Annotated in this window: 24 protein-coding genes, 1 tRNA gene, 2 pseudogenes and 1 other annotated feature; of the genes and pseudogenes, 3 read left to right on the top strand and 24 right to left on the bottom strand. The window is 66.8% G+C overall.

Annotated features, from left to right (window positions below):
• Positions 1-39 precede the first annotated feature (39 nt).
• Positions 40-2205 carry a primosomal protein N' gene (locus tag ENHY17A_RS02600; protein ID WP_159709796.1) on the bottom strand — a complete coding sequence of 722 codons (2166 nt, stop codon included), beginning with the start codon at positions 2203-2205 and terminating at the stop codon, positions 40-42.
• Between the two features lie 188 nt (positions 2206-2393).
• Entirely contained in the window at positions 2394-3062 is a 669-nt protein-coding gene (locus ENHY17A_RS02595) for a DUF2490 domain-containing protein (RefSeq protein ID WP_159709794.1), read from the bottom strand.
• Between the two features lie 124 nt (positions 3063-3186).
• Here ENHY17A_RS02595 and fsa point away from each other — a divergent pair, with 124 nt between their 5' ends.
• Positions 3187-3840, top strand: coding sequence for a fructose-6-phosphate aldolase (fsa, locus tag ENHY17A_RS02590; protein ID WP_159709792.1), 654 nt, complete (start codon positions 3187-3189; stop codon positions 3838-3840).
• 127 nt (positions 3841-3967) lie between these two features.
• Here fsa and ENHY17A_RS02585 read toward each other — a convergent pair.
• The 17 genes and pseudogenes from ENHY17A_RS02585 to dapF form a co-directional block, all read right to left on the bottom strand.
• A pseudogene (locus ENHY17A_RS02585) lies at positions 3968-4201 on the bottom strand (TRAM domain-containing protein); the annotation flags it as partial.
• Between the two features lies 1 nt (position 4202).
• A pseudogene (locus ENHY17A_RS02580) lies at positions 4203-4463 on the bottom strand (tail tape measure protein); the annotation flags it as partial.
• Positions 4456-4584, bottom strand: a complete 129-nt coding sequence (locus ENHY17A_RS14670; protein ID WP_328799125.1) for a phage tail assembly chaperone — start codon at positions 4582-4584, stop codon at positions 4456-4458. The gene ENHY17A_RS14670 and the pseudogene ENHY17A_RS02580, both read right to left, overlap by 8 nt.
• 137 nt (positions 4585-4721) lie before the next feature.
• Positions 4722-5033: a gene transfer agent family protein gene (locus tag ENHY17A_RS02570; protein WP_159709785.1), complete on the bottom strand. Its 312-nt coding sequence runs from the start codon at positions 5031-5033 to the stop codon at positions 4722-4724.
• Positions 5030-5437 (bottom strand): phage major tail protein, TP901-1 family, encoded by a 408-nt coding sequence (locus ENHY17A_RS02565; protein ID WP_159709783.1) that lies wholly within the window; start codon positions 5435-5437, stop codon positions 5030-5032. The genes ENHY17A_RS02570 and ENHY17A_RS02565 overlap by 4 nt, the downstream gene beginning before the upstream one ends.
• A 240-nt stretch (positions 5438-5677) precedes the next feature.
• Entirely contained in the window at positions 5678-6079 is a 402-nt protein-coding gene (locus tag ENHY17A_RS02560; protein ID WP_159709781.1) for a DUF3168 domain-containing protein, read from the bottom strand.
• Positions 6076-6621 (bottom strand): head-tail connector protein, encoded by a 546-nt coding sequence (locus ENHY17A_RS02555; protein WP_159709779.1) that lies wholly within the window; start codon positions 6619-6621, stop codon positions 6076-6078. The genes ENHY17A_RS02560 and ENHY17A_RS02555 overlap by 4 nt, the downstream gene beginning before the upstream one ends.
• A 74-nt stretch (positions 6622-6695) precedes the next feature.
• Positions 6696-7754 (bottom strand): phage major capsid protein, encoded by a 1059-nt coding sequence (locus tag ENHY17A_RS02550; protein ID WP_159709777.1) that lies wholly within the window; start codon positions 7752-7754, stop codon positions 6696-6698.
• 161 nt (positions 7755-7915) lie between these two features.
• Entirely contained in the window at positions 7916-8326 is a 411-nt protein-coding gene (locus ENHY17A_RS02545) for an HK97 family phage prohead protease (protein WP_159714055.1), read from the bottom strand.
• A 29-nt stretch (positions 8327-8355) separates the two neighbouring features.
• Positions 8356-8664 carry a DUF6127 family protein gene (locus ENHY17A_RS02540; protein WP_159709775.1) on the bottom strand — a complete coding sequence of 103 codons (309 nt, stop codon included), beginning with the start codon at positions 8662-8664 and terminating at the stop codon, positions 8356-8358.
• A gap of 88 nt (positions 8665-8752) precedes the next feature.
• Positions 8753-9865: a phage portal protein gene (locus tag ENHY17A_RS02535; RefSeq protein WP_159709773.1), complete on the bottom strand. Its 1113-nt coding sequence runs from the start codon at positions 9863-9865 to the stop codon at positions 8753-8755.
• A 57-nt stretch (positions 9866-9922) separates the two neighbouring features.
• Positions 9923-10228 (bottom strand): type II toxin-antitoxin system RelE/ParE family toxin, encoded by a 306-nt coding sequence (locus ENHY17A_RS02530; RefSeq protein WP_236547705.1) that lies wholly within the window; start codon positions 10226-10228, stop codon positions 9923-9925.
• Entirely contained in the window at positions 10215-10472 is a 258-nt protein-coding gene (locus ENHY17A_RS02525) for a ribbon-helix-helix domain-containing protein (RefSeq protein WP_328799124.1), read from the bottom strand. Before ENHY17A_RS02525 ends, ENHY17A_RS02530 begins: the two co-directional genes overlap by 14 nt.
• Positions 10469-11800, bottom strand: coding sequence for a DNA-packaging protein (locus ENHY17A_RS02520; protein ID WP_201296422.1), 1332 nt, complete (start codon positions 11798-11800; stop codon positions 10469-10471). Before ENHY17A_RS02520 ends, ENHY17A_RS02525 begins: the two co-directional genes overlap by 4 nt.
• A gap of 52 nt (positions 11801-11852) precedes the next feature.
• Positions 11853-12371 (bottom strand): hypothetical protein, encoded by a 519-nt coding sequence (locus tag ENHY17A_RS02515; RefSeq protein WP_159709769.1) that lies wholly within the window; start codon positions 12369-12371, stop codon positions 11853-11855.
• A gap of 197 nt (positions 12372-12568) precedes the next feature.
• Positions 12569-14065 carry a SulP family inorganic anion transporter gene (locus tag ENHY17A_RS02510; RefSeq protein ID WP_159709767.1) on the bottom strand — a complete coding sequence of 499 codons (1497 nt, stop codon included), beginning with the start codon at positions 14063-14065 and terminating at the stop codon, positions 12569-12571.
• Between the two features lie 70 nt (positions 14066-14135).
• Positions 14136-14191, bottom strand: a sequence feature (sul1 is cis-regulatory element that is thought to sense ions involved in sulfur or methionine metabolism; They are found in Alphaproteobacteria).
• Between the two features lie 48 nt (positions 14192-14239).
• Complete coding sequence (gene dapF, locus ENHY17A_RS02505) at positions 14240-15190, bottom strand: diaminopimelate epimerase (protein ID WP_159709765.1); 951 nt, start codon at positions 15188-15190, stop codon at positions 14240-14242.
• A gap of 172 nt (positions 15191-15362) precedes the next feature.
• On the opposite strand from dapF, the gene ENHY17A_RS02500 reads away from it, so the two are divergent.
• Positions 15363-17849 carry a DUF2339 domain-containing protein gene (locus tag ENHY17A_RS02500; RefSeq protein WP_159709763.1) on the top strand — a complete coding sequence of 829 codons (2487 nt, stop codon included), beginning with the start codon at positions 15363-15365 and terminating at the stop codon, positions 17847-17849.
• On the opposite strand, the gene ENHY17A_RS02495 is transcribed toward ENHY17A_RS02500, so the two are convergent.
• On the bottom strand, positions 17839-18294 hold the full coding sequence (locus ENHY17A_RS02495) for a DUF6456 domain-containing protein (protein WP_159709761.1): 456 nt from the start codon (positions 18292-18294) through the stop codon (positions 17839-17841). The genes ENHY17A_RS02500 and ENHY17A_RS02495 overlap by 11 nt on opposite strands.
• A 92-nt stretch (positions 18295-18386) precedes the next feature.
• Here ENHY17A_RS02495 and ENHY17A_RS02490 point away from each other — a divergent pair, with 92 nt between their 5' ends.
• Positions 18387-18968, top strand: a complete 582-nt coding sequence (locus ENHY17A_RS02490; RefSeq protein WP_159709759.1) for a helix-turn-helix domain-containing protein — start codon at positions 18387-18389, stop codon at positions 18966-18968.
• Positions 18969-18988: 20 nt separating this feature from the next.
• Here the strand turns inward: ENHY17A_RS02490 and ENHY17A_RS02485 are convergent.
• The 4 genes from ENHY17A_RS02485 to ENHY17A_RS02470 all read right to left on the bottom strand — a co-directional run bounded on the left by ENHY17A_RS02485 (position 18989) and on the right by ENHY17A_RS02470 (position 22943).
• A tRNA-Val gene (locus tag ENHY17A_RS02485) sits at positions 18989-19064 on the bottom strand.
• A gap of 177 nt (positions 19065-19241) precedes the next feature.
• Positions 19242-20267 (bottom strand): S41 family peptidase, encoded by a 1026-nt coding sequence (locus ENHY17A_RS02480; RefSeq protein WP_159709757.1) that lies wholly within the window; start codon positions 20265-20267, stop codon positions 19242-19244.
• A 107-nt stretch (positions 20268-20374) separates the two neighbouring features.
• Entirely contained in the window at positions 20375-21373 is a 999-nt protein-coding gene (locus tag ENHY17A_RS02475; protein WP_159709755.1) for a hypothetical protein, read from the bottom strand.
• A gap of 154 nt (positions 21374-21527) precedes the next feature.
• Positions 21528-22943 (bottom strand): NAD(P)(+) transhydrogenase (Re/Si-specific) subunit beta, encoded by a 1416-nt coding sequence (locus tag ENHY17A_RS02470; RefSeq protein ID WP_159709753.1) that lies wholly within the window; start codon positions 22941-22943, stop codon positions 21528-21530.
• Between the last annotated feature and the right edge of the window lie 2 nt (positions 22944-22945).

The raw sequence follows: 22945 nt of genomic DNA, 5'->3' as shown, positions 1-22945 counted from the left end.
CGTCTTTGGCGAAAGCGCGGCCTCGTTCAAGGGGAAGCATTACAGGAAATTATACGGGTCAACATCCACTGCCACGCGCACCTTGCCCGGCCAGTCCACTGCGCCGAGCCAGTCGCGGATCACATCCTGCACGTCGAGCGCGCGGCGGGCGTGGACCAATAACCGAAAACGGTGGCGGCCGCGCAGCATCGCCAACGGGGCGGGGGCGGGGCCATAGACGTGCATTCCCTCCACCTGCGGCGCGGCGCGACCGATGCGGGTGGCGGTGTCGCGCGCGGCATCCTGATCCTCGGATGAGATGATGATCGCGGCGTAGCGGCCAAAGGGGGGGGCGCCTGCATCCTCGCGCGCTTCCGTCTCGGCGGCGTAGAAGGTCGCGTCGTCACCCGTGACGAGCGCGCGCATGACGCGGGCGTTGGGGGCGTGGGTCTGGATGAAGACGCGGCCTGGTTTTTCGCCGCGGCCTGCGCGCCCCGACACCTGCATGATCTGTTGAAAGGTGCGTTCCGCCGCGCGCAGGTCGCCGCCATCGAGGCCGAGGTCGGCGTCGATCACCCCGACCAGGGTCAGATTGGGGAAGTGATAGCCCTTGGTCACCAACTGTGTTCCCACGACGATGTCGATCGCGCCGCTTTCCATGCGTTCGACGAATTCGGCGGCGCGGGCCGGGGACCAGAGCGTGTCTGAGGTGACGACGGCAGTGCGGGCCTCGGGATAAAGCGCTGCGACCTCGTCGGCGATACGCTCGACGCCGGGACCGCAGGCGACCAGCGCTTCCTCCGCGCCGCATTCGCCGCACGCGCGGGGAGTGGGGATCTGGTGACCGCAATGATGGCAAGCCAGCCGCCGCGTCAGCCGGTGCTCGACCATCCACGCGGTGCAATTGGGGCATTGATAACGGTGCCCGCACGTCCGGCAGAGCGTCAGCGGCGCATAGCCGCGACGGTTGAGGAACAGCAGCACCTGTTCGCCGCGCGCGAGCGTTTCGTCGATCGCGCGGACCAATGTGGGCGCGATCCAGCGACCGCGCTCGGGCGGCTCGGCGATCAGGTCGATCGCTTCGATTGCGGGCATCTCCGCCGCGCCGTAGCGTCCGGGGAGCTTGAGTTCGGCATAGCGCCCGAGCGCGACCTGTTGCCGGGTTTCGATCGCGGGGGTCGCGGACGCCAGGACTACCGGGCAATGTTCGAACTTGCCCCGCATGACCGCGACGTCGCGCGCGTGGTAATGGACACCGTCCTCCTGCTTGAAGCTCGTCTCATGCGCCTCGTCGACGACGATCAGCCCGAGATTGGCGTAAGGCAGGAACAAAGCCGATCGCGCACCGACGGTCACCAGCGCTTGTCCGCTGGCGATCTCGCGCCATGCGCGGCGGCGCTGCGACGAGCGCAAGTCGCTGTGCCATGCGACCGGCGTCACGCCGAAGCGCGCAGCGAAGCGTTTGAGGAATGGCTGGGTCAGAGCGATTTCGGGGAGCAGCACCAGCGTCTGTCGCCCCGCTTCGATCGCTTGCGCCACGCCTTCGAAATAGGTTTCGGTCTTGCCCGATCCTGTCACGCCGTCGAGCAGGAAGGGCTGGAAGACATGATCGGCGACCGCGCGGCGCAGCGTCGATGCGGCGGCTTCCTGTTCGGGGTTGAGCGCGGGCGGGGCGTGCGCGGGTTCGGGAATCGCGAACGGCGCGTCGATATCGACCTCGACCGCCTCCAGCGCGCCCGATTTGACGAGGCCGCGGATCACCGCGTCGGAGACTTCGGCGATGGCAGCCAATTCGCGCACCAGTCCCTGGCGATCGCCGATCCGCTCCAGCGCCTGTTCGCGTTGCGGCGTCATGCGGGGCGGCGTTACCCCGGTCGCTCGATATTCGGTCGCGGTGCGCGCGCCCTCCAATGCCGAAGTGGACGCGAGCGTCATCCGCAACACGCTGGCCAGCGGCGCAAGGTAATAGTCCGCGGTCCATTCGACCAGCCGCCGAAGGGGCTCCGGAATCGGGGGCGCGTCCAGCACGCCGAGCAGGTTGCGCAGGCGGTTGTCGCCGATCTCTTCGGTCGGTAGGCGTTCCGGTTCCCACACGACGCCGATCAACTGGCGCGGTCCGAGCGGGGCGACGACGATGCTGCCCGGCTCGACACTCATCCCGTGCGGAACGCGGTAATCGAGCGGGCCCAGGGCCGAATTGAGGACGATGACGCGCGCGCGGGACATGGAGGGGGGAGATAGGCGGCGGGGCGGCTGGGGTAAACCTCGCCGCCTAGATATCGTCACCCCGGACTTGTTCCGGGGTCCACCAGGCGGCATCCGCATCGGTCAGTGGTGCCAGCAAGACGCAAGCGGCTTAGTGGACCCCGGAACAAGTCCGGGGTGACGGTCTGGAATGTGCCCTAGCGAGGCGCCTAAAACTTGACCGACAGCCCCGTCGTCAGCGCGTGTTCCATCCGATCGCGCGCGTCGCGATTGAAGCGATACTGGTTCAGATACCCGACCGAGGCACTGACATTCGTCGCGACGGGAAAGCCCAGCGCGGCGAAATTGCGCATCCGCTCATGGCCCGACCGCTGGCCGAAATCGGTGGTGTTCAGGTTGAAATAGCTTTCGTGCCCGATTTCGAGCTCGAGCGTCTCTGTCAGCGGCAATGCATAGGTGATTTCGGGGCGGACACGGTGACCGACATCGTCGCCGTCGCTGCGAAATCGCTGTTCCAGCCGCACGCGCCCCGCGATCGCACCGCGCCCCAGCGCTGCGATCGGAAAGCCGATCTCCTGGCGCGGACGCCATTCGGTATTGTCGACCCGCCCGTCCGATACGCCCACGACGCGGTTGATCCCGCCGGTCAGCTTGAAACCGCCGCCGATATCGACGCCGATCTTGGCCAGATACTGGCTTTCGATAACGCCGCCTTCGTCGTTGCCGAAGCGCTGGTTCATCTCAAAGCCCAGATCGGTGGTATCGCTAAGGTCGGTCCCCGCCGCCAGCTTGACCCATAATTGCTGGTCCTGGTCCTGCGCGAATGCGGGACTGGCGATGCTGGCGAGCAGCAGGCTTGCGAAAAATGGCGTACGCAAGTGGATCGAACTCCCTTGGCCGGTGTCGCGCATCGTTCGCGCGGGTATAAGGCGCCACGAATCGGCGCGCGGGGCCTGTAACATAGTCGCCCGCAAAGCGTCACACATCTGCAAGGAAACCGTCATGAAGTTCTTCGTCGATACCGCCGACACCGCTGAAATCCGCGACCTTGCCGACAGCGGTTTGGTCGATGGCGTCACCACCAACCCGTCGCTGATCCACAAATCGGGCCGCGACTTCCTGGAAGTGGTGCGCGAGATCGCCGGAATCGTGAAGGGACCGGTTTCCGCAGAGGTCGTCGCGATCGACCATGAAGGCATGATGCGCGAGGCCGAAATCGTGCGGAAAATCGCCGACAATATCGCCGTCAAAGTGCCGCTGACCATCGACGGGCTGAAGACCTGCAAGGCGCTGAGCGACGACGGGACGATGGTCAATGTCACGCTCTGCTTCTCCGCCAATCAGGCGCTGCTGGCGGCGAAGGCCGGGGCGACCTTCATCTCGCCGTTCGTCGGTCGCCACGACGATGTCGGGTTTGACGGGATGCAGCTCATCTCCGATATCCGCATCATCTATGACAATTACGACTTCCGGACCGAGATTTTGGTCGCAAGCGTGCGTCATCCCATCCACATTCTGGAAGCCGCCAAGATCGGCGCGGACGTCATGACCGCACCCCCCGCGGTGATCCGCCAGCTGGTCAAGCACCCGCTGACCGACAAGGGGATCGAAGGATTCATGGCCGATTGGGCGAAGACCGGGCAGACAATCGGCTGATACGCCCACTCCGTCACCCCGGCCGTTGTGCCGGGGTCCACTAAGCCGCTTGCGCTCGGCTGGAGTTTCTGGCGATTGCACTTGCCGCCCGGTGGACCCCGGCACAACGGCCGGGGTGACGGTGGTGTCAGGCGACGGGCACCCCGAACAGGTCATGCTCGTCGGCGTCCTCGATTTCGACGCGGACGATGTCGCCCTGTGCCAGATGCCCCGCGTCGCGCAGATGGACTTCGCCGTCGATCTCTGGCGCGTCGGCTTTCGATCGACCGGTCGCGCCGCCGCTCTCCGCGTCCACCGCGTCGATGATGACGTCGAGCGTGCGACCCACCTTGGCGCCGAGCTTTTCAGCGGAGATGCGCGCNACCCAGCAACGACGCGATCCCCCCGCCGATCGCCGCCTGGGCAATCTCGCCCATCACGCCGACCGCGACGCGCCGCAGATCCTCGAACCCCAATTTCCCGGTTCGCACCGCGCGCAGCAGCGTCGTCTCGATCGCCCGCCCCGCCCGGTCCGCGCCCGCCACCAGCGGCCCGTCCAGCGCCCCGCGCATCTCCGCCACGTCGCGCGCAAACCCCCGCGTGTCGGCCCGCACCGACACGATCATCTCGTCCAGCTCATCCATCCGGAAACGCCTCCATCATCCGCGCGACCAACCCCCGGTCCGGCGGATCGACCCGCGCCTCACCCCCGCAAGCCGCCTCGACCAGCGCGCCCAGCTCGGCAGGCGTAGCTCCCCAGAACACGTCCGGCGCCCACCCGAATGCCAGCCCAGCCAGCCCAGCCAGCCGCCGCGCACACCCCCCAAAATCCTCCCCGAGTTCGTCTCGGGGAGGGGGACCATGCGAAGCATGGTGGAGGGGCGACGCCCCACCCCTCGCGCTCACCGTCCCGCCAAAATCTGCTGCAACAACACCCGCAAAACCGGCGTGACCTGCGCCAACCCGGCCGCCACCACCGCCTCGCCCAACCGCTCGCGCGTCACCCCCTCGGGCGCATCGAACCGGCAATGCCAGAACAGCGCCACCAGCTCGCCCAGCGACAAACGCCCTTCCGCCGCCCGCTCGACCAGCGCGAACAACGGCCCAACCTCGCCCTCCGCCGCCACCAGCGCCGCAAAGCTGGGCCGCAAAATCAGCATCTCGCCGCAGACTCGCAACGAAGCCTCCCCCCGAACCGGATTGGCAACCGTCACGCCGACACCACCACGCCCGAACTCTCCAGGCTCAACGTGTAATTGCGCTCGCCATTATAGTCCCCGGCATAGTCCAGCCGCGTCACCAGGAACCGCCCGGTCAACGTCTCGCCCCCTTCGAACGACAGCCGATAATCGTCGATCGCCCCAGACAAGGCATTGCCCTTCAACCGCGTCTCGGCCGCCGACCCGGTAAAGATTCCCGCCCCCGACACGCTGACCGACCGCACCCCCGCCCCCGACAGCAATTCGCGCCAGCCGCCCGAATCCTTCGACGTGATCGCCACCATCTCGCCGTTGATCGAAAGCTGCGTCGTCCTCAGCCCCGCCACCGTCGCAAAGCCGACCGGCGAGCCGCCATCGCCCACCTTCAACAAAAACGCGCTTCCCTTCTCTGCAGCCATCAACCCTCTCCTCAATCCACGCCGTGCTCCCGCGAAAGCGGGAGCCCAGGCCACACGACCCCAACCAATTGTTTCCAACGAAGGCTGCTGAACCAGCGCGCAGCCCTCCGATAATGCCCGTCACCCCGGCCGAAGTGCCGGGGTCCACCAAGCCGCTTGCGCGTCGCTAGAACATTGAACGATGATGGTGCCGCCCGGTGGACCCCGGCACTTCAGCCGGGGTGACGATTCAGGGCAGGGTCAGCCTGGCCCCCGAACCATCCGCACGCGCCACTCGCTGCTCGCAACCCACCGATCGCCACCCTCACGTAAGATCCGGCGACGCAGCAGCGCCACGCTGGCCAATCCCCAGCCGTCACCCAGATCGCGCGGCAGCCCGCGCATCGCGCCGTCCACCGCCTCGCCAACGCCCCGCAGCCGAACCGGTCGCTCGCCGCTGTCGTGCCCGCGCACCGTCACCCGATACTCGCGCGCCTCGACCCCCTTCGCGCCCCAGTCGCCCTGCACCGGCTCGTCGATCACGAGATGCGGCCGCGCAGCCCGGCTGGGCGGCGCGTCGAATACCGGCACCACACCCGCAATCCCGTCCGCCGCCTCCAGCGCAGCCACCACCGCAGTAACCAGCCGCTCGCCCGGCGTCATCGCATCGCTCCCGAAATCCGCATCCGGCGATAGGGTCGCCACAGCGCGCTCACCGCGGCGGGCGGCGCGCCTTCGCTGCGCCCCTCGATCATGTGCGCCGCCAGCAGCACGATCCCTTGCGCGACCGGCCCCGGCACCGCTTCCCAATCGGCACAGTCGCCCGCGCTCACCGTCACGCGGATACGTCCGGCAATGCCAGCCAGACTGACCCGAACCCAGCCGTCGCCGCTCGCGTCCAGATCGATCGCATAGCTTCCCATCGGCATTGCAAACGCCGGTCCTTCGGCGGGCAATCCCTCGACCAGGTCGATCGACCGCACCGGCGTCGCCTCCAGCCGCTGCCAGCGAATGCCGCTTGCTACCGTCTCGCGAAACCCGCGGTCGATCAGCACCCGCCCGGCAAAGGCCTCAAACAACGCGATCGCGCTCGCCGCCATCCGCTCGACCAGACCGTCCGCCTCGCTCAGCCCCCCACGCAGATAGGCGCGCACGCCTTCCGCGGCGGCCGCGACGACCGCCTCGGGAATCGGATCCCGCTCCATCGACATCTCCCTTGAATCCGATTGTCCCGAATGAATGGGGCGGCTCGCCCCGCAACGCGCCGCCCCCGCCGCGATCAGCTCGCGGCGAACTTCATCAGCTTGATCGCTTCCGAATTGCTCACACATCCGCCGACACGCTTGGTGGCGTAGAAATGCACGAACGGTTTGTTCGAATAGGGATCACGCAGCACCTGCGTCTCCGACCGTTCGGCGATCAGATACCCCGCCTTGAAATTGCCGAACGCGATCGAAAGCGAACCCGCCGCGATGTCGGGCATGTCCTCCGCCTCGACCACGCCGTGACCGAGCAAGGTCGCGGGCTGTCCCTCGGTCAGACCCGGCTGCCACAGGAATGCGCCATCGCTGGTCTTGAACTTGCGCAACCGCGCCAGCGTCGCCGAATTCATCACCCACACCGCCCCCTGGCGATAGGGCGAACGGAGCGCCTGCATCAGGTCGATCAGCTTCTCTTCCGGGTTGGCCGCAAAGCCCCCCGCCGCCCCCGACACGATATGCTGAAGCGTCCCGAACGCACGTGTCCCGTCGCCCGTCGTCGCGGTTGGCGATGTCAGGAACCCGCGCGGCCGATTGACGCCCGAACCGCTGACGAACGCCGCCCCTTCGGCCCGCGCAAACTCCCGCGCCACTTCCTCGGCCAGCCAGCCCTCAACGTCGAACCCGGCATCGTCCAGCATCGCCTGGCTCGCCGCCGGATTGGCGAACAGGTCGCCCATCGGCGGCGCGATCTCGTTGAACACCGGCGTATCGGTCTGTCCGCGGGCTTCGGTCTCCGCCGCCCAGCCCGACGGCGTACCCCCCGACGCCACCAGCTTGCGATAGCCCGCCGAACCGACCTGCACCACATTGGCGACGCTGCGGATCGGAGACACAGCGGCCAGCGTCGCATCGATCATCGCATCGATCTCGCGCGGCACCGCATAGCCGCCCTCGGCCCCGGTAACCCCCGACATCGCCTTTAGCTCGAGCACCCCGCCGCCCGAACGCAGGAACCCGTCGAACGCACCGCCGCCAACGTGCGCGTCGCTCCCCGCCAGCATCGGCCGCGCCACCACGCCGCGCTGATCCACCCCTGCAAAGCTCTCGCCCAGCACATCCATCACACCGTCGCTCATTCATCATCTCCACACATGAAAAAGGGCGCAGCCAATGCGGCCACGCCCACCCGTCATTCCTTCTTTTCCGTTCGTGCTGAGCTTGTCGAAGGCTCTCCTGAGCGCCTGCCTTGGCAGGCAGTCGAAGGGCACTGTCCTTCTTCTTGGACAGCAGACAGCGCCTATCCGCCAGACTCCACCGCATGAACCCGGGCCAACCTCTGCATCGGTTGCGCCACCAGACTAACCTCGACCAACTCGACCTCGGTCAATTCCCGCACCGCCCCGCGCCGAACCCCGCGCGCCCGATACCCAAAACTCAACCCCGTCACCGCGCCCTTCGCGACCAACGCCGCCAACCGAGGCTCCGCAACCGATCCGATCACCCGAAGCCCTCGGGCATCCTCCCCCAGCACCCGAACCTCGCCAACCGCCCGCCCGCCATGCTGCCACAGCAACGGCACCGTCCCAGGCACATCGGCAAACGCCCCCCGACGCACGACATCGCCCCCGCGATCCACCGCATCGAACACCGCCGCATAGCCCGCAAACCGGACTGCGCGACTGCCTGTCGCGGCCTCCTCGTGCGCCAACTCGCTCAAAGTACCACTTTGAGCGAAACTCACTTCACCCACCCGTCGAACCCCAGTCGAACGGCCAGCCCCACCAGCACCAGCGCCAGCATCAACCGAGCCACCCACCCGATCGCCGCGCGCAACGCCGAGCGCTTGGCATCCCGCCACGCCCCCAGCAGCTCGCGCAACTCCGCCATATCCTTTGCCGCCGCTGGATCATCGAGCCCCAGCCGCTTCAACGCCCGCGCTGCCCCCTGCTCGCCCGCTTCCTCCGCAATCGCGCGCAACGTCGCCAAATCCGCCCCGCGCCCCTCCGCCTGCCCGATCAACTGAGCGAGCACCGCCCCATCGCTCATCCCACCGCTCCCCAATTCCCGTTCGTGCCGAGTAGAGGCCGAGTAGCCGCGTCAGCGGCGTATCGAGGTCTCGTATCGAGGTGCCGACTCACGCCAGCCCCAACAGCTTCCGCTTCTCATCCGCGTGCAGAAAATCCGCGCCCTTCACCTGTTCCCAGATCGCCGCACGGTCCTCCGCCAGCGCCGGCACCCGGTTCAAATCGATCGCCACCGACGCCCCCGGAAACCAGCTCGCCAACGCCTGTCCCAGCGCCCCGTAAATCTTGTCCGCCAGCGGCAGGATCGACAGCCGCCACAGCGCCTTGTTGGCCTCGCGGTAATTGGCATAGCTGTTGTCGCCGGGCAGCCCGATCAGCATCGGCGGCACCCCGAACGCCAGCGCGATCTCCCGCGCCGCCGCCGCCTTCAGCGCGACGAAATCCATGTCCGCGGGCGACAGGCTCATCGCCTGCCATTTCAATCCGCCATCGAGCAGCATTGGCCGCCCCGCATTCGCCGCCCCCTGGAACGCCGCGCGCATTTCCTCCTGCAACCGCTCGAACTGCGAAGCCGACAGCGCCGCCCCGTCGCGCGTTTCATAGACCAACGCCCCCGAAGGCCGCGCCGCATTGTCGAGCAGCGCCTTGTTCCACTTGGTCGCCGCATTGTGGATCGCGACCGCCCCCGCCGCCGCGCCCAGGCACCCCAGCCCATAATGATCGTCGAGCGGATGAAAGCCTTTGAGGTGCACGATCGCCGGACGACCCGCTTCGTCCTCCGAAGCGATCCGCGTCACCCGCTCGCCCACCCGGTATCGATACGCCATCGGCCAGCCGCTCGCGTCCCCCTCGATCGCGACCCGCTCGGGCCTCAGCGCATACAACTCCGCCGCCCCGCCATCGCACCCGCACAGGATCTGGACATAGGCATTGCCGTGGAGCAGCAACTGAGCCGCCACCGTCTCCACCAATTGCTGCCCCCCCGACCGCGCCCGCACCAGCGCCTCGATCCCCGGCTCCGACGCGGTCAACGGTGCCGCCCCCACCCCCTCGACCACCAGCCGCACCGCACGCTGCGCCACCGGATTGCCCGCATAGCCCTCGCGCACCTGCGCCTCATAGCCGCGCGGCCACTCCCCGATCAGCGGCACGCCACTCGTGGACCGCGCCAACGCCGGACGCGACAATTCGCGCCCGGCAGCCTTCCTGCCGAACCATTTCATGTGTTTCTCCAATGGACTTTGATGGTCCGTCCGCGGCCGCCGACGCGCGGCGAACGACTACGCTTCGGGCATCAGCACCTGTTCACGCGCTCCGTGCGCTACAGCCAGAATAACCACCTGATCCCCTTCGACCCGGTAAGCGATCACCAGCCGCCGCTCGAAACTCTGCGTCCGAATGCCTGCGCCCAAATCGTCACGCGGACTTCCGCGATTGGGATAGGCCGTCAGCATCGCACATTTCGCTTCGATCCGCGCCAGATAGCGGTCGGCAACGTCAGCGCCCGCCTCAGCCTCGATCCGGCGAAACAACTCCGCAAGGTCGGCCTCGGCCTGCGGATGGAAGGATAGTTCAGCCCGCTCCACGCCGCGCCTTGGCCGCTTCCCGGATCGACGCGAATACCTCGGCTGCTGGCACCAGCGGCCGATCATCCGCCAGCGCCGCCTCGACCTTCGCTTTCAACAACGCATCAAGCGCCGCCTCCTCGCGATCCAGTGCCCGCAATCCCGCGCGCATCACTTCGCTCAGCGAAGCATAGCGCCCGGACTCCACATGCGCCCGCGCTCGATCCCCCATCGCGCCCAACGTCACCGTCACAGGTTTATTCACGGCCAGTCTCCTATGATTTTATCATAGTAGTGCGGGCGACCCCTCACAACCCCCGCACGCTCACCCCCGCCGCCCAGCATCAGCGCGGTCAGCGCCCATACCAGCGCGTCCGCCCGGTCGGGCGACCGTCCCGGCCCTTCGTATCCGCCCCCCGTGACCAGCCCGCACATCTCGTCTTCCAAAGCGGCGAATGCGCCAACATGAAACACCCGCCCGCGCTCGTACAGCGCCGCCACCGGTTCGGCCCGCGCGACCTTTCCCCGGCTCGCATGAACCAGCGCCACCGGCATCGTCACACTGGACGCATGGAGCGTGGTGCGCACCATTTCGCCGCCTTGGTTGGCCTCCGCGATCACCTTGTCTGCCTCCCAATGCTCCGCACAGGCAGCCACCGCATCCGCCCAACCGCGCGGGCTCGCCCCCACCACGCTCGCATCCTCGAGCACATAGCCGAACCCATCCGCCCCCAGCGCCACCGCGACGATCCCGCAGGCATCGCCGCCTATGCTTGCCGGAGGGTCCACCCCCACCACCACGCGCGTCACTTCGGGCAGCCCCCGCACCCGCACCCGCTCGATCAGCCGACGCGTCCACAGCGCCCCCGCGACATCCTCGACCAGCTCGCCGTCCAGCTCCTGCCGCCCCAGCAACGTCGCGCCATATTCGCCGGTCATCGCGCCCACGAAACTGTCGGGCAAATGCGGATTGTCCCGCGTCCGCCCAAGCGTCTCGACGCAATCGGCCAAGCCCATCACTCGCTTCATCAGCTTCACCGGGCGCGGCGTCGTCGTCACCACCACACGCGGCCGCTCGCCCAGCCGCATCCCCATCGTCAGATTATCCCAGGTCGCGTCCCCGCGCCGCCATTTGGCCAGCTCGTCGCACCACGCCGCATGATGTTCCGGCCCGCGCAGTTTCTCGGGTGCCTCGGCCGAATAGACGAAGCCCTTCGCCCCCGAATGGAACGTCACCTCGCCGGCGCTCGCCCGCCATGTCACCGTCTCGCCGACGCGCGCCACCGCGATCACCCCGCTCGGCCCTTCGATCATCACCTTGGCGACATCGTCCGCGGTCGCCCCGACCAGCGCGATGCGTGCGTTCTTGTCGACCCGCGCCCATTCGCTCACCCATTCCGCCCCCGCGCGCGTTTTCCCGAACCCGCGTCCGGCACGGATCAACCACACCCGCCAGTCCCCCGGCGGCGCGAGTTGCCCGGCATGTGCCCATAGCGGCCATCTTTTATGCAATTCGCGCGCTTGCCGATCGGTCAGCATATTCAGCACGCGGCGCAACTCGTCCTCGGGCAGCGACCGTATGGCTGCGATCATTGCCACCTCGTCGATCGCCCGATCATCGATCGGCTCGCCTGCCCCTTCGCGCCTATTCCTGCTCACGCTGCTTCTCGACGCGCCGCTTCGCCGCGTTCAACGCTTTCAGCAATGCGGCGTTGGTTTCTTCGCGCGTCGCCTGGCCCCGCGGGCGACCGGTGCGCCGGTTCGGCTCGCCGTTGCGCTCGCCCCGGCGATAGATCAGGACTTTCATCGCGCGATCGAAATCGAACGGCTCGGCGACCGAAGCGGCGTCCGCGCCGTCTTCGCCAACCCGCGTCGGGTCGGGCACGATCCGCTCGCCCGCCCCGCCATGTTCCAGCACCAGAGCCTCCAACCGATCATATCCGATCGCCAGCGCCTCGCGCCATTCCTCCTGGAACACCGGGTCGCGGTGCCGCGCGCGCCAGACGGTAGAGGCCGATACCCCTGCATGGGCTGCGGCCCGCGTGACGTTGCACGTCAATGCCAGCGCATCCAGGAACCTGGTTCGCTTGGTGACCCCGAAACTGCTCGCCTTGGCCGTTTGTGCCTTCGGCTTCCCCTTCACGCTGATCACGGTCCCACCCATGCATCGCCCCTTCCGAACACGATTCGGGCCGGAAAGCGTCTCCGCTCCGGCCCGGTCGAACTGTCTATCGCTTGATGTCGGATCACCCTGCGGCGGCCGACCCGTTCGTCACCGCCCGCAATTCCTCATCGTTCACGTCATGTGCCATATCAGCGTGACGATGTCAAGTTTGATGTTCCAGATGGGTTATATTCTGATTAGTTCGGCACAAGCCCCATCTCCACCCCGGTCTTGTCGTGCAGCGCGAACTTGTCGACGATGTCCGCGCTGGCGCGGTTATATCCGATCACCTCGACCACGCATCCTTCGCGCCGCAGCCGCGCCACCACCTTGTCCAGCGCGCCCACGCCCGAAATGTCCCAGAAATGCGCCGCCGACACGTCGATCACGATTTCGGTCCCCTCGCGCTCACTCTGGAATGCGCGGGTGAACCGGTCGACCGATGCGAAGAACATCTGGCCCGTGACCCGGTATGTCGCCATGCGCCCGTCCACTGCCTCTGTCCGCTCGACCGCGAACATGCGCTGCACCTTGCCCGCAAAGAACACGCCCGACAGCAGCACCCCCGCCAGCACGCCCAGTGACAAATCATGGGTCGCAACCACCACCGCCACCGTCGTCAGCATGACGATCGACGATACCGGCGGATGGCGGCGCAAGTTGATGATCGAGTTCCAGCTGAATGTGCCGATCGACACCATGATCATCACCGCGACCAATGCCGGCATCGGCACCTGCCCCACGAACGGTCCCAGCACCGCGAGCAGAAAGAGCAGGAACGCGCCTGCGGTAAAGGTCGATAACCGCCCGCGCCCGCCCGACGTCACGTTGATCACCGACTGGCCGATCATCGCGCATCCGCCCATCCCGCCGAACAACGCCGCGACGATGTTCGCTCCGCCCTGGCCGCCGCACTCGCGCTGCTTGTCGCTGTCGGTATCGGTCATGTCGTCGACGATCTGTGCGGTCAGCAGGCTTTCCAGCAACCCGACCGCCGCCATCGTCAATGAATAGGGCAGGATGATCCGCAGCGTTTCCCACGTCAGCGGCACATCGGGCAGCGCGAACGCGGGCAGCCCCTCGGGCAGCGCGCCCATGTCGCCCACCGTGTTGACCGGCAGGCCGAACCCGATGCTGATCGCCGATAGCACCGCGATCGCGACCAGCGGCGACGGCACCGCCTTGGTCAGCCGCGGCAACAGGTAGATGATAGCCAGCCCACCCGCGATCATCGCATAGGTTTCCCAACCCACGCCCGTCAGTTGCGGGATCTGCGCCATGAAGATCAGGATCGCCAGCGCATTGACGAAACCGGTAATCACCGACCGCGACACGAACTGCATTAACAGGTGCAGTCTCAGCAGCCCCGCGACCATCTGGATCAGGCCCATCAGGATCGTCGCCGCGAACAGATATTCGACCCCGTGGTCGCGGACTAGCGGGATCACCAGCACTGCGACCGCGGCGGTCGCTGCCGAAATCATGCCGGTGCGCCCGCCGGTAAAGGCGATGACGATCGCGATCACGACCGACGCGTACAGCCCGACGCGCGGATCGACGCCTGCGATGATCGAAAATCCGATCGCCTCGGGGATCAGCGCCAGGGCGACGACGATTCCGGCCAGCAACTCGCGCCGCGCCGATGCGCCGTCGGTAAACCACTGACGGCGAAGAGATGAAAACTGGGTGGGCATTTTGGGTCCACAACAAGGGCACATCACATCGCTCTGGCAAAGCGGTCCGAACGGAATGAAGGATGTGCGTTGTTGTCCGGCGGATCGGCGGCCGGAATAGCCACCCGGAATTTCACCGGGTCCATGCGAATGGCCGCGCCTCTAACCCGGTCACCGGCCCCGCGCAACCACCGATCAGCGCGCGGCCAGCACGCCTGCCCAGGCCGCAATCTCGTCGCGTCGCTCGCGCACCGTCTCCACCGCGCCCAGCGTGCCCGTTGCGGGATCACATTCGACGACTCGATCCGCCTCGAACGTGGCATTGCCCGCGATCGACACCACCGGACCGCCATCGCCGCGTTCGACCATTGCACGGACCAGCCCGCCGCGATTGCGCACCGTCACCCATCGCGCCTCGGCCACTCGCCCGGTCAACACGGCGGAGAGCGTCGATGCGGCCATCGCGCTCCCGCAACTGTCCGTCAGACCGACCCCGCGCTCGAACGTGCGGACAAAGATCGTCTCTGCATCCTCTTGGGCAACGAAACTCACATTGCCGCGCGCAGGCAGCACCATGGGCGCGGCCTCGCACCATTCGCCCAGCGCCACCAGTTCGCCTTCGTCCACACGCTCGACGAACGTCACCAGATGCGGATTGGGCATCGCCACCGCGGTGAAGCTGCGCGCACTCGGCAACTCGGCAATCGGAGCATCGACCACCTCCGCGGCCGCGATCCGCAACCCCACATCGCGCGTCGCGGTCGAAACCGGACCCACCCGCGTCAGGATCGTCTCGACCCCCGGCGCCACCGGATCTGCCCGTGCAACGTCCGCGCTACTCGTCTTCAAATTCACCCGCGCACGGTCCAGCCCCAGCAATTCGAACCCCAGTCGTGCGGTACACCGCAACCCGTTCAGACACGTCTCCGCCTCCGACCCGTCCGAATTGAACATCCGCATCCCAAAGGCATGGCCTTCGTCCCCCTCGACCAGCGCCAGCAACCCGTCGCCCCCTACCGGCCCCTCACGATCGGCCATCGCCCGCGCCAGCGCTGCCCATCGGGCGTCAGCCCACGCCCAACCCCGCCCATCGACCAACGGAAAATCATTCCCCGACCCATGACATTTTATAAATTCGATCCGCATCATGGTTCAGATAGTCGCTGCGGATCGCGCTGGCGAGGGGTAGCGCCAGCCAACAAACGGCGGCGTGGCAACGCAAGTGCTTCGCACAGGCTCCAGTTTTACGCCCAATCGCCACGAGACAAGCCCCGCGCCATGTGCGAAAAGCCCATGCGATGCGTAACGGAACCCTCGCGTGACCGGCCTGTTGTTGCTGGCCGTGCTAATCCTCGCCGGGGTAGCCGTACATCTCCACCGCCGCCTGTCTGCGGTCGAACGCCGCGCTAACGATCTCGAGGCGATGGTCGATCTGCTGGGCAGGTGGCAGCCAGTCGAAGATCTGCCGTCGACCGCGACAAAATCCCGGATCGCCCCCTGGCGTTTCCCCGCGAGCCGCGCCACCCAAGCCGCGCCCGTCGCACCACCAACCGATGCCGAAATTCCGACGCCTCCCGCTCGTCCCCCGCTCGACCTGGAATCGATGATCGCGGGTCGCCTCCCCATCTGGATCGGCGGCGCCGCCCTCGTCCTCGCCGGTTTTTTTCTCGTCCGTTGGTCCATAGAATCCGGCCTCCTCGGCCCCGGCGTTCGAGTCGTGCTCGCTGCACTGTTCGCCGTCGCGCTGATCACCGCCAGCGAAGCTGCGCGCCGCATCCCCGCCACCGCCGACGATCCGCGCATCGGCCAGGTGTTGGCGGGCGCGGGCATCGCCTCCGCATATGGCACGCTCTACATGGCCGCCGCGCTCTACGATCTGATTACGCCGCTTCCCGCTTTCGTCCTGATGATCGGCGTCACCGCAGCGGGCCTCGTCCTCGCGCTGCGCCACGGCCCGCCGACCGCGGTGATGGCGCTGGTCGGCGGGTTCGCCGCACCCCTGATCGCCGGGTTCGACGTGGCGGGCATCGGTCCGCTGCTTGTCTATCTCGGTCTGTTCGTCGCGGCGCTGTTCGGGCTCGCCATCCATCGCGGCTGGGCCTGGCTCGCGCTCGCCGCCACCGCGAGCGGCTTCGCCTGGATCAACCTGCTCCTGTTCCTGCTCGGCCCCGGTGACCTTCCCGCGGTCGGGCTGTTCGTCGTGCTGCTGTCGATCGGCGCGACGTTGGCGCTCCCTGCGACCGAAATGCGCGTAGGCTGGGTCCGCCTGCTCCCGCTTGCTGGCGGTCTCGTCCAGCTCCTGCTGCTTGCCCCCGCGCTCGATTTCTCAGGCCTTGCCTGGGGCTTCTACATCACCCTTTCCGCCGCCGCCCTCATCCTCGCGTGGCGCGACCCGCGCCTCGTCATCGCCGCCGTCGGTGCCGCGCTGCTCGTCCTGATCCTGCTCGCGACGACGCTGTTCCAGCCCCAGCCTGGTGCTGCCCCCTGGATGACGGTCGCCGCGACCTTGCTGTTCGGTGGCACCGGCCACGCGCTGACGATGCGCGATCGCAACTGGTCGCTGGTCGCGGTCGCAGGGACAGCCGGCCCGTGGATCATCGCGCTCGGCACCATCGCCCCGCGCCTGGCCGACACGCTCTGGATGGTGAGCGGCCTTGCACTCGCCGCCGCCTGCGCCAGCCTCGCGTGGAGACGCCGCGCGCTGATCGACAGCCGCGATCCCGGCCTGATCCTGGGGAGCGCATTCGCCGCAATCCTGTTCGTCCTCGCCCTCGATCGCCTCGTTCCCTTTGCCTGGATCGCGCTACCGATCGTCGTCGCGATGGCCGCGCTCGCCTGGTGGGCCGATCGCACGCCGGACCGCGATCTCGCACGCTTCCCGACGCTCGCCTTCGCCGCGGCGATCCTCGCTGCCGCACAACCGCTGCTCGCCTGGGTAAACGCCGCATTGGAGGCCGTGACCGGCAACGCGCTTATCTACGCAGCACTCCCCGGTCCGCTGACCGCAATGCTAAGTTTTGCTGTGCCTGCGCTTGCCGCCGTCGGGCTGCTCAAATGGAAAGCGAAGAGTTTCGCCGCGCACCGCCCGCAAGTCGCGCTCATCGCCACCGGCCTCGCACTGGTCGCGCTCCACATCCTTGCCAAGCAGGTCTTCGCGATCGCCACCCCACAAGCGTTCGCCGCCAACGGCTTTCTCGAACGCGCAGTCATCACTCAAGCCTTGCTTGCAGCCGCGTGGTGGCTGCGCCGCACCGATCGTCAGCCCATGCTTGCCGCGCTGCTCACCGGCCTCGCGCTGTTCCGCATCCTGTGGTTCGACCTCATCGTCTTCAACGCCGCCTTCGTCGCACAATCGGTCGGCCCGCTGCCGGTGCTGAACCTTGCGGTCGCGCACGCGACCCTTGCCGCGTTCTGGCTGTGGACCATGCCTCCGCACCGGTCGCTGCGCGCATCCGCCGCTGCGATGACGCTGGTGGCCGGGCTCGCACTTGTCCGTCAGCTTGCCCAGGGTGATAGTCTGACGGGCGGCATCGTCGTCATGGAAAACTGGGGCTATTCCGCGGTTCCGCTTGGCATCGGCCTGTTCTGGCTCTGGCGCGGTATTGCCACCGACAAGCGCGACCTGCGCACGCTCGGCATCGCGCTCCTTACCGCCGTCACGTTCAAAGTATTCCTTCTGGATGCCGCTCGCCTCGACGGTTTCCTCCGCGTCCTGTCCTTTCTCGGTCTGGGGCTCGCGCTAATCGGTATCGGCGCGCTTTACGGTCGCTTCCTGCGCAGGCCAAAGACCACGCCTAACGCCTGAGCCCATAATGCTCGGCCAACCGGTCGAGCGCCAACCCCAGCACCAGCTTGCCCGCGCGCGCAGGCCAACCCAGCGCCCGTTCGGCGTCTGCCAGCCGCTCGTCGGCGCACACCACGCGCCACAGCACGTCGCTCAACCCCGGCCCCACGCCCGCCATCGCCGCATCGAACCGCCGCTTCGCTTCGATCTGCGCCATGGTCGGATCGAGGACATCGCCCCGGCCACCCCGCGGCGACACGTCCCACCGCATCGTCACGCTGGGCGCGATAGACGCGCGTTCGTAGTCGGTCCGCAGCCGTTCCCCGGCCTCGATCTGCCGCGCATCGATATGCTTGCGCGCGCCCAACCAACTCAGCGCCGATTCTCCTAGATTGACGGTCACGCTGCGCCCGCGCCCCGCCACCGCCGTCCGCCCGTCCAACCGTCGCTCCACCAGTTCACGCATGCGCCGTTCTCCCTCCACCTTCGAAACGAGGCTTGCCACCAACGGCACATTGTAGGAAAGAAGAAAAACCAGATCGGTTAATGGAGTATCCGATGATCACCGCCATCCGCGAAGTCCGCCGCGCCCAGGGCCTGACCCTCGACCAGGTCGCCCAGCGCTGCAATCCACCCACCACCGCACAGACGATCGGGCGGCTGGAAACCGGCACGCGCACCGTCTCGGTCGGCTGGCTCAACCGCATCGCCGACGCGCTCGGTGTCGATGCATCGGACCTCGTCGCGATGCCCGACCGCCCCGACATTCCCGTCGCTGCCATGCTGGACGCCGACGGTGCCAGCGCCCCGCGCCACAAATCGCGCGTCACCCCGCCAAAACCAACCCCGCGTCTGATCGCGGTCACCGTCCATGCCGGGATCGGCGACTATCGCAGCGGCGACGACATCTGGTGCGAACGGCTCGACCCCGAACATTTCGTCAACGCCCTGAACCGCGACATCCTCGTCCCCCGTCCCGCCGGTCGCTATTTGTTCGGTCGCCTGATCGGTCGCGAAGCCCCTAGCGGTGAAACCCCAGGCAAACTCCATCTGCTCCCGCTGGGCAGCGGCCAGCGGCAGCAAGTCGTCACCGACCCCGCCTGGATCGCGGAGGCCGTGCGCTTGGTGCGGCGCCTTTAGCAAAGGAAACAAGAAGGGAATGGTGGGCGATGACGGGCTCGAACCGCCGACCCTCTCGGTGTAAACGAGATGCTCTACCAACTGAGCTAATCGCCCGGATGCCCGGAACGCTGGGCTTTAACGGGTTTGGGACGGGGGTCAACAGGCGACTTGGCGCTACATTCTTAGGCGCGTCCGCCGCTTAGGCCTGGGCGCGCCGTCATCAGACAAAGCAACGCAGTCCTATCGCCAAATTCACGAGGCGTCACGGACGGGCGGCCCGCTCGCAGCCGGTCAATATTTCGAATGGCACGATGCCTCGAGCCACTCGATCGCAGCAATCTCGGTGGCATCACCCTCGGTCCGTTGATCCGGCCCGATCGGGCCACGATAGTCCCTGCCCAGCCGATCGCGGACAGTCATCGTCGTGATCGCCAGCATTGCACCATCACCCAGCGGATATGTCTCATTCGCAGTGCTCAACCCTGCCGTCGGCGCGCCGAAAGTCCTTACATCCGACCGTCCCAACAGCGCGATCGCCACCATTTCGCCCGAACTCGCCGTTTGCGGACCGATGAGGACGGCCACCGGTGCATCCGCATGCTTAAGAAAGAATCCGGGCTCCCCAGCGGGGGGAACGTCCGACGAGGCCGCGATCCCCTCCGCCGTCCGTACCCAGCGCTGGGTTCCGCTGGCACTGACGACGAAATGGCCGAACGGTGCCTTGCCCAACAGCGGATCCAGCCCGTTCAGCATGGGCCACATATTGCCCCCGCCATTCTGTCGCAGATCGACGAGCCAGCCGCAGGCCGCCTCGCCGTCCAGCCGCGCGAGCACGGATCGCAATTCACTCGCATAACGCCGGCCCGCCGCCAGCCCGCCGTCGCCCAGCGTGTTCAGCGACGGCAGCCAAACCACGCCCACGCGAGCGCGAGCGATGATTCCCCTGGGCAACGGCATTTGCATTGCGGGCACAGGTTGCGCGCTGTTGCCCGACGCGAAACCTGCATGCCGCTTGGGGCGAGCTTCCACCAGAACGCTATGTTTCTCGCCCAGCCTCTCCAACACCTCGCGGATCGCCGGATAGGTGTCGGTGGACGTCTTCGCATCGCGAATCCGTGCGCGCGCTGTGGCTTCGATCGTCGGCCAATCGGCCGCGGCGCGATTGATGTGCTTGGTTCGAAGCAAGTGCAGCGCGTGGTCGAGATAAGCGGCAGGTCCGGGGTCGCGATGCGCCGCGCGGGCCGGGCTACCTAGCGTCGCCACCGCCAGCCCGATCATCGCCAACAGGCAAAGATAAATGCTCGAGTTTCGAGCCATTCGTCCCAATCTCCCGCTTCCTACGCGGCAATTATGGCTCAACCTGCACCATTCGCAATCCCGCCCTAATGCACCAGCCCTTCTCTTTGCGCGCTGTCACATGCTCCTCACCCCATCGCCAGCCCTGCGCGCTCGACTGCCGCGACATAGCCTCGCATCCCCGCACTCGCCCCTTCGGAGAGGCCGATGAACGCACGCCGCTTGTCCAAGGGATCGGCTTCGCGCTCGATCAGCCCGGCTTCGCTCAGCGTCGAGATCCAGCGTAGCGCGGTGGTCGGGGGCACGGCGGCGGCGATGCACAGGCTCGATACCGATACGCGGGCATGTTCCAATCGGGCGGCAAACAGGTCGAGCAGCATGTCCCAGGCGGGATCGGCGAATAGGCCTGGCTCGAAGAACTGGTCGCGCATCCGCCGCGCCTTGATCGCGGTGCGCACCTTGCCTGCTAACGCCAGGTCGTTGGTCGCGGGAACCGCGGGCGGCGCGCCGTAGCGCAAGGGCGCCTCGTGCAGCGTCGCGCCGGGTGGTTGCCCGTTTTGATCGCGCCCGCCCGCCGGATCGCGCCCAGTCAGCCGCGCCAGCGCGTCGGCGATCCGCGCAACATCCTCGTCGAGCCGTTTGAGCCGCTCATATTCACTTTCGCGCGTCAGGTCGGACAGCGCAGCCCCGCCCCGCATTTCGCGGACATGGACGATCGCCGCGGTGCGTTCGGCCAAGCTGGGTGCACAGAGCAACTGGACGTTGCGCCCATGCAGCCGAGCCGACACCGCGTCGATCTGGGCCACGTCGATCGCCGCGATCACCGGCACCCCGCCGCCTTCGTCCTCGATGTCGGCACCGAGTTCAGAGGTCAGCAGCTGATCGATCGCGCGATCGACCACACGCGGGCTGGCCCCTGCGAATTCCAGCGCCACCAGGTCGATCGCGATCTGGTCGCCCAACCGCGCACCGATCTGATCGAGCGGCACCTCGGCGACGATCCGCCCGCCGACGATCCCCACCGCCTTCGCCACCGATGCGAGCGCCGCCGCGTCGTCGCTCGCCACGATCACGCGAAGCGCATCGACCCTATCCTGCGTACCCGTCCCCCATTCGCTGCGATCCACGGTCGGCCCCTTTTCGGTTCATGCTCTGTTCGCACGAACCTATCGGCTCATCGCCGCGATGCCAGCGCGAATACCTCCGATTTGGACCAGACTCGCGTAAACCGCGTAACTCAGTCGAGCGACTTGACGAGATCGCGAAAGATTGATCCCCGGATCAATCCAGGGATTTCACGATCTCCTCGACCATTTTCTTCGCGTCGGCGAGCAGCATCATCGTGTTGTCGCGGTAAAAGACCTCGTTATCCACCCCCGCATAACCAACCCCGCCCATCGATCGTTTGATGAACAACACCGTCTTGGCCTTTTCGACGTCGAGGATCGGCATGCCGTAGATGGGCGAGGTCTTGTCGGTTTTCGCCGCCGGGTTGGTCACGTCGTTGGCACCGATGACGAAGGCGATGTCGGTCTGCGCGAATTCGGAATTGATGTCTTCCAGCTCGAACACATTCTCATAGGGCACGTTCGCCTCGGCGAGCAGCACGTTCATATGCCCCGGCATCCGCCCCGCGACCGGGTGGATCGCATATTTGACGCGAACGCCGTGCGCCTCCAGCTTCTCCGCCATTTCGCGAAGCACATGCTGCGCCTGCGCCACCGCCATGCCGTAACCGGGGACGATGATGACCTGTTCGGCCTGGCTCATCAGGAACGCGGCGTCCTCTGCCGATCCGCGTTTCCACGGCCGATCGATCGCCTCTCCGCCACCGCTTGCGCCGCCGCTGTCGCCGCCGAAGCCGCCCGCGATCACGCTTATGAAGCTGCGGTTCATCGCCCGGCACATGATGTAGGACAGGATCGCGCCCGACGATCCGACCAGCGCGCCAGTGACGATCATCGCGGTATTGCCGAGCGTAAAGCCCATCGCCGCCGCCGCCCAGCCCGAATAGCTGTTGAGCATCGACACGACGACCGGCATGTCCGCCCCGCCGATCGGAATGATCAGCAGGAATCCGACGAGAAACGCCAGCGCGGTGACGGTGAAGAACAACGCCGGGCTCTGCTCGACGGTGAAATAGCCAACCCCGCCCAATATCGCCGCCATCACGCCCAGATTGATGACATGGCGGCCGGGCAGCATGATCGGCTTGCCTGACATATTGCCGTTGAGTTTCAGGAAGGCGATGACCGATCCCGAAAAGGTGATCGCCCCGATCGCGACGCCCAGCCCCAGTTCTATCGCGCTGACTGCATTGATCAGGCCGGTCGCGGGATCGACAATGTCGAACGCGCCCGGATTCAGATAGGCGGCGACCCCGACCAGTACCGCCGCCATGCCGACCAGCGAGTGAAACGCGGCGACCAGCTGCGGCATCGCCGTCATCGCGATCCGCCGCGCGATCACCCAGCCGATGACCCCGCCGATTGCAATCGCAACCAATATCTCGGGCAGCGACGCGATGTCGTGCGTCACCAGCGTGGTGGCCACCGCGATCCCCATCCCGATCATGCCATAGCGATTGCCGCGACGCGCGGTCTCCGGCGACGACAGCCCGCGCAACGCCAGGATAAAGCACACCCCCGCGATCAAATACGCCAGCGCCACCCATGGGTTCACCGCTTCATGTTCCATGC

Origin of the sequence: Sphingomonas sp. AX6 (assembly GCF_902506605.1) — a bacterium.
GTDB lineage: Bacteria > Pseudomonadota > Alphaproteobacteria > Sphingomonadales > Sphingomonadaceae > Sphingomonas.
The sequence above is the reverse complement of the archived record's forward strand: the minus strand, read 5'-3'. Positions and strand labels throughout refer to the sequence as shown.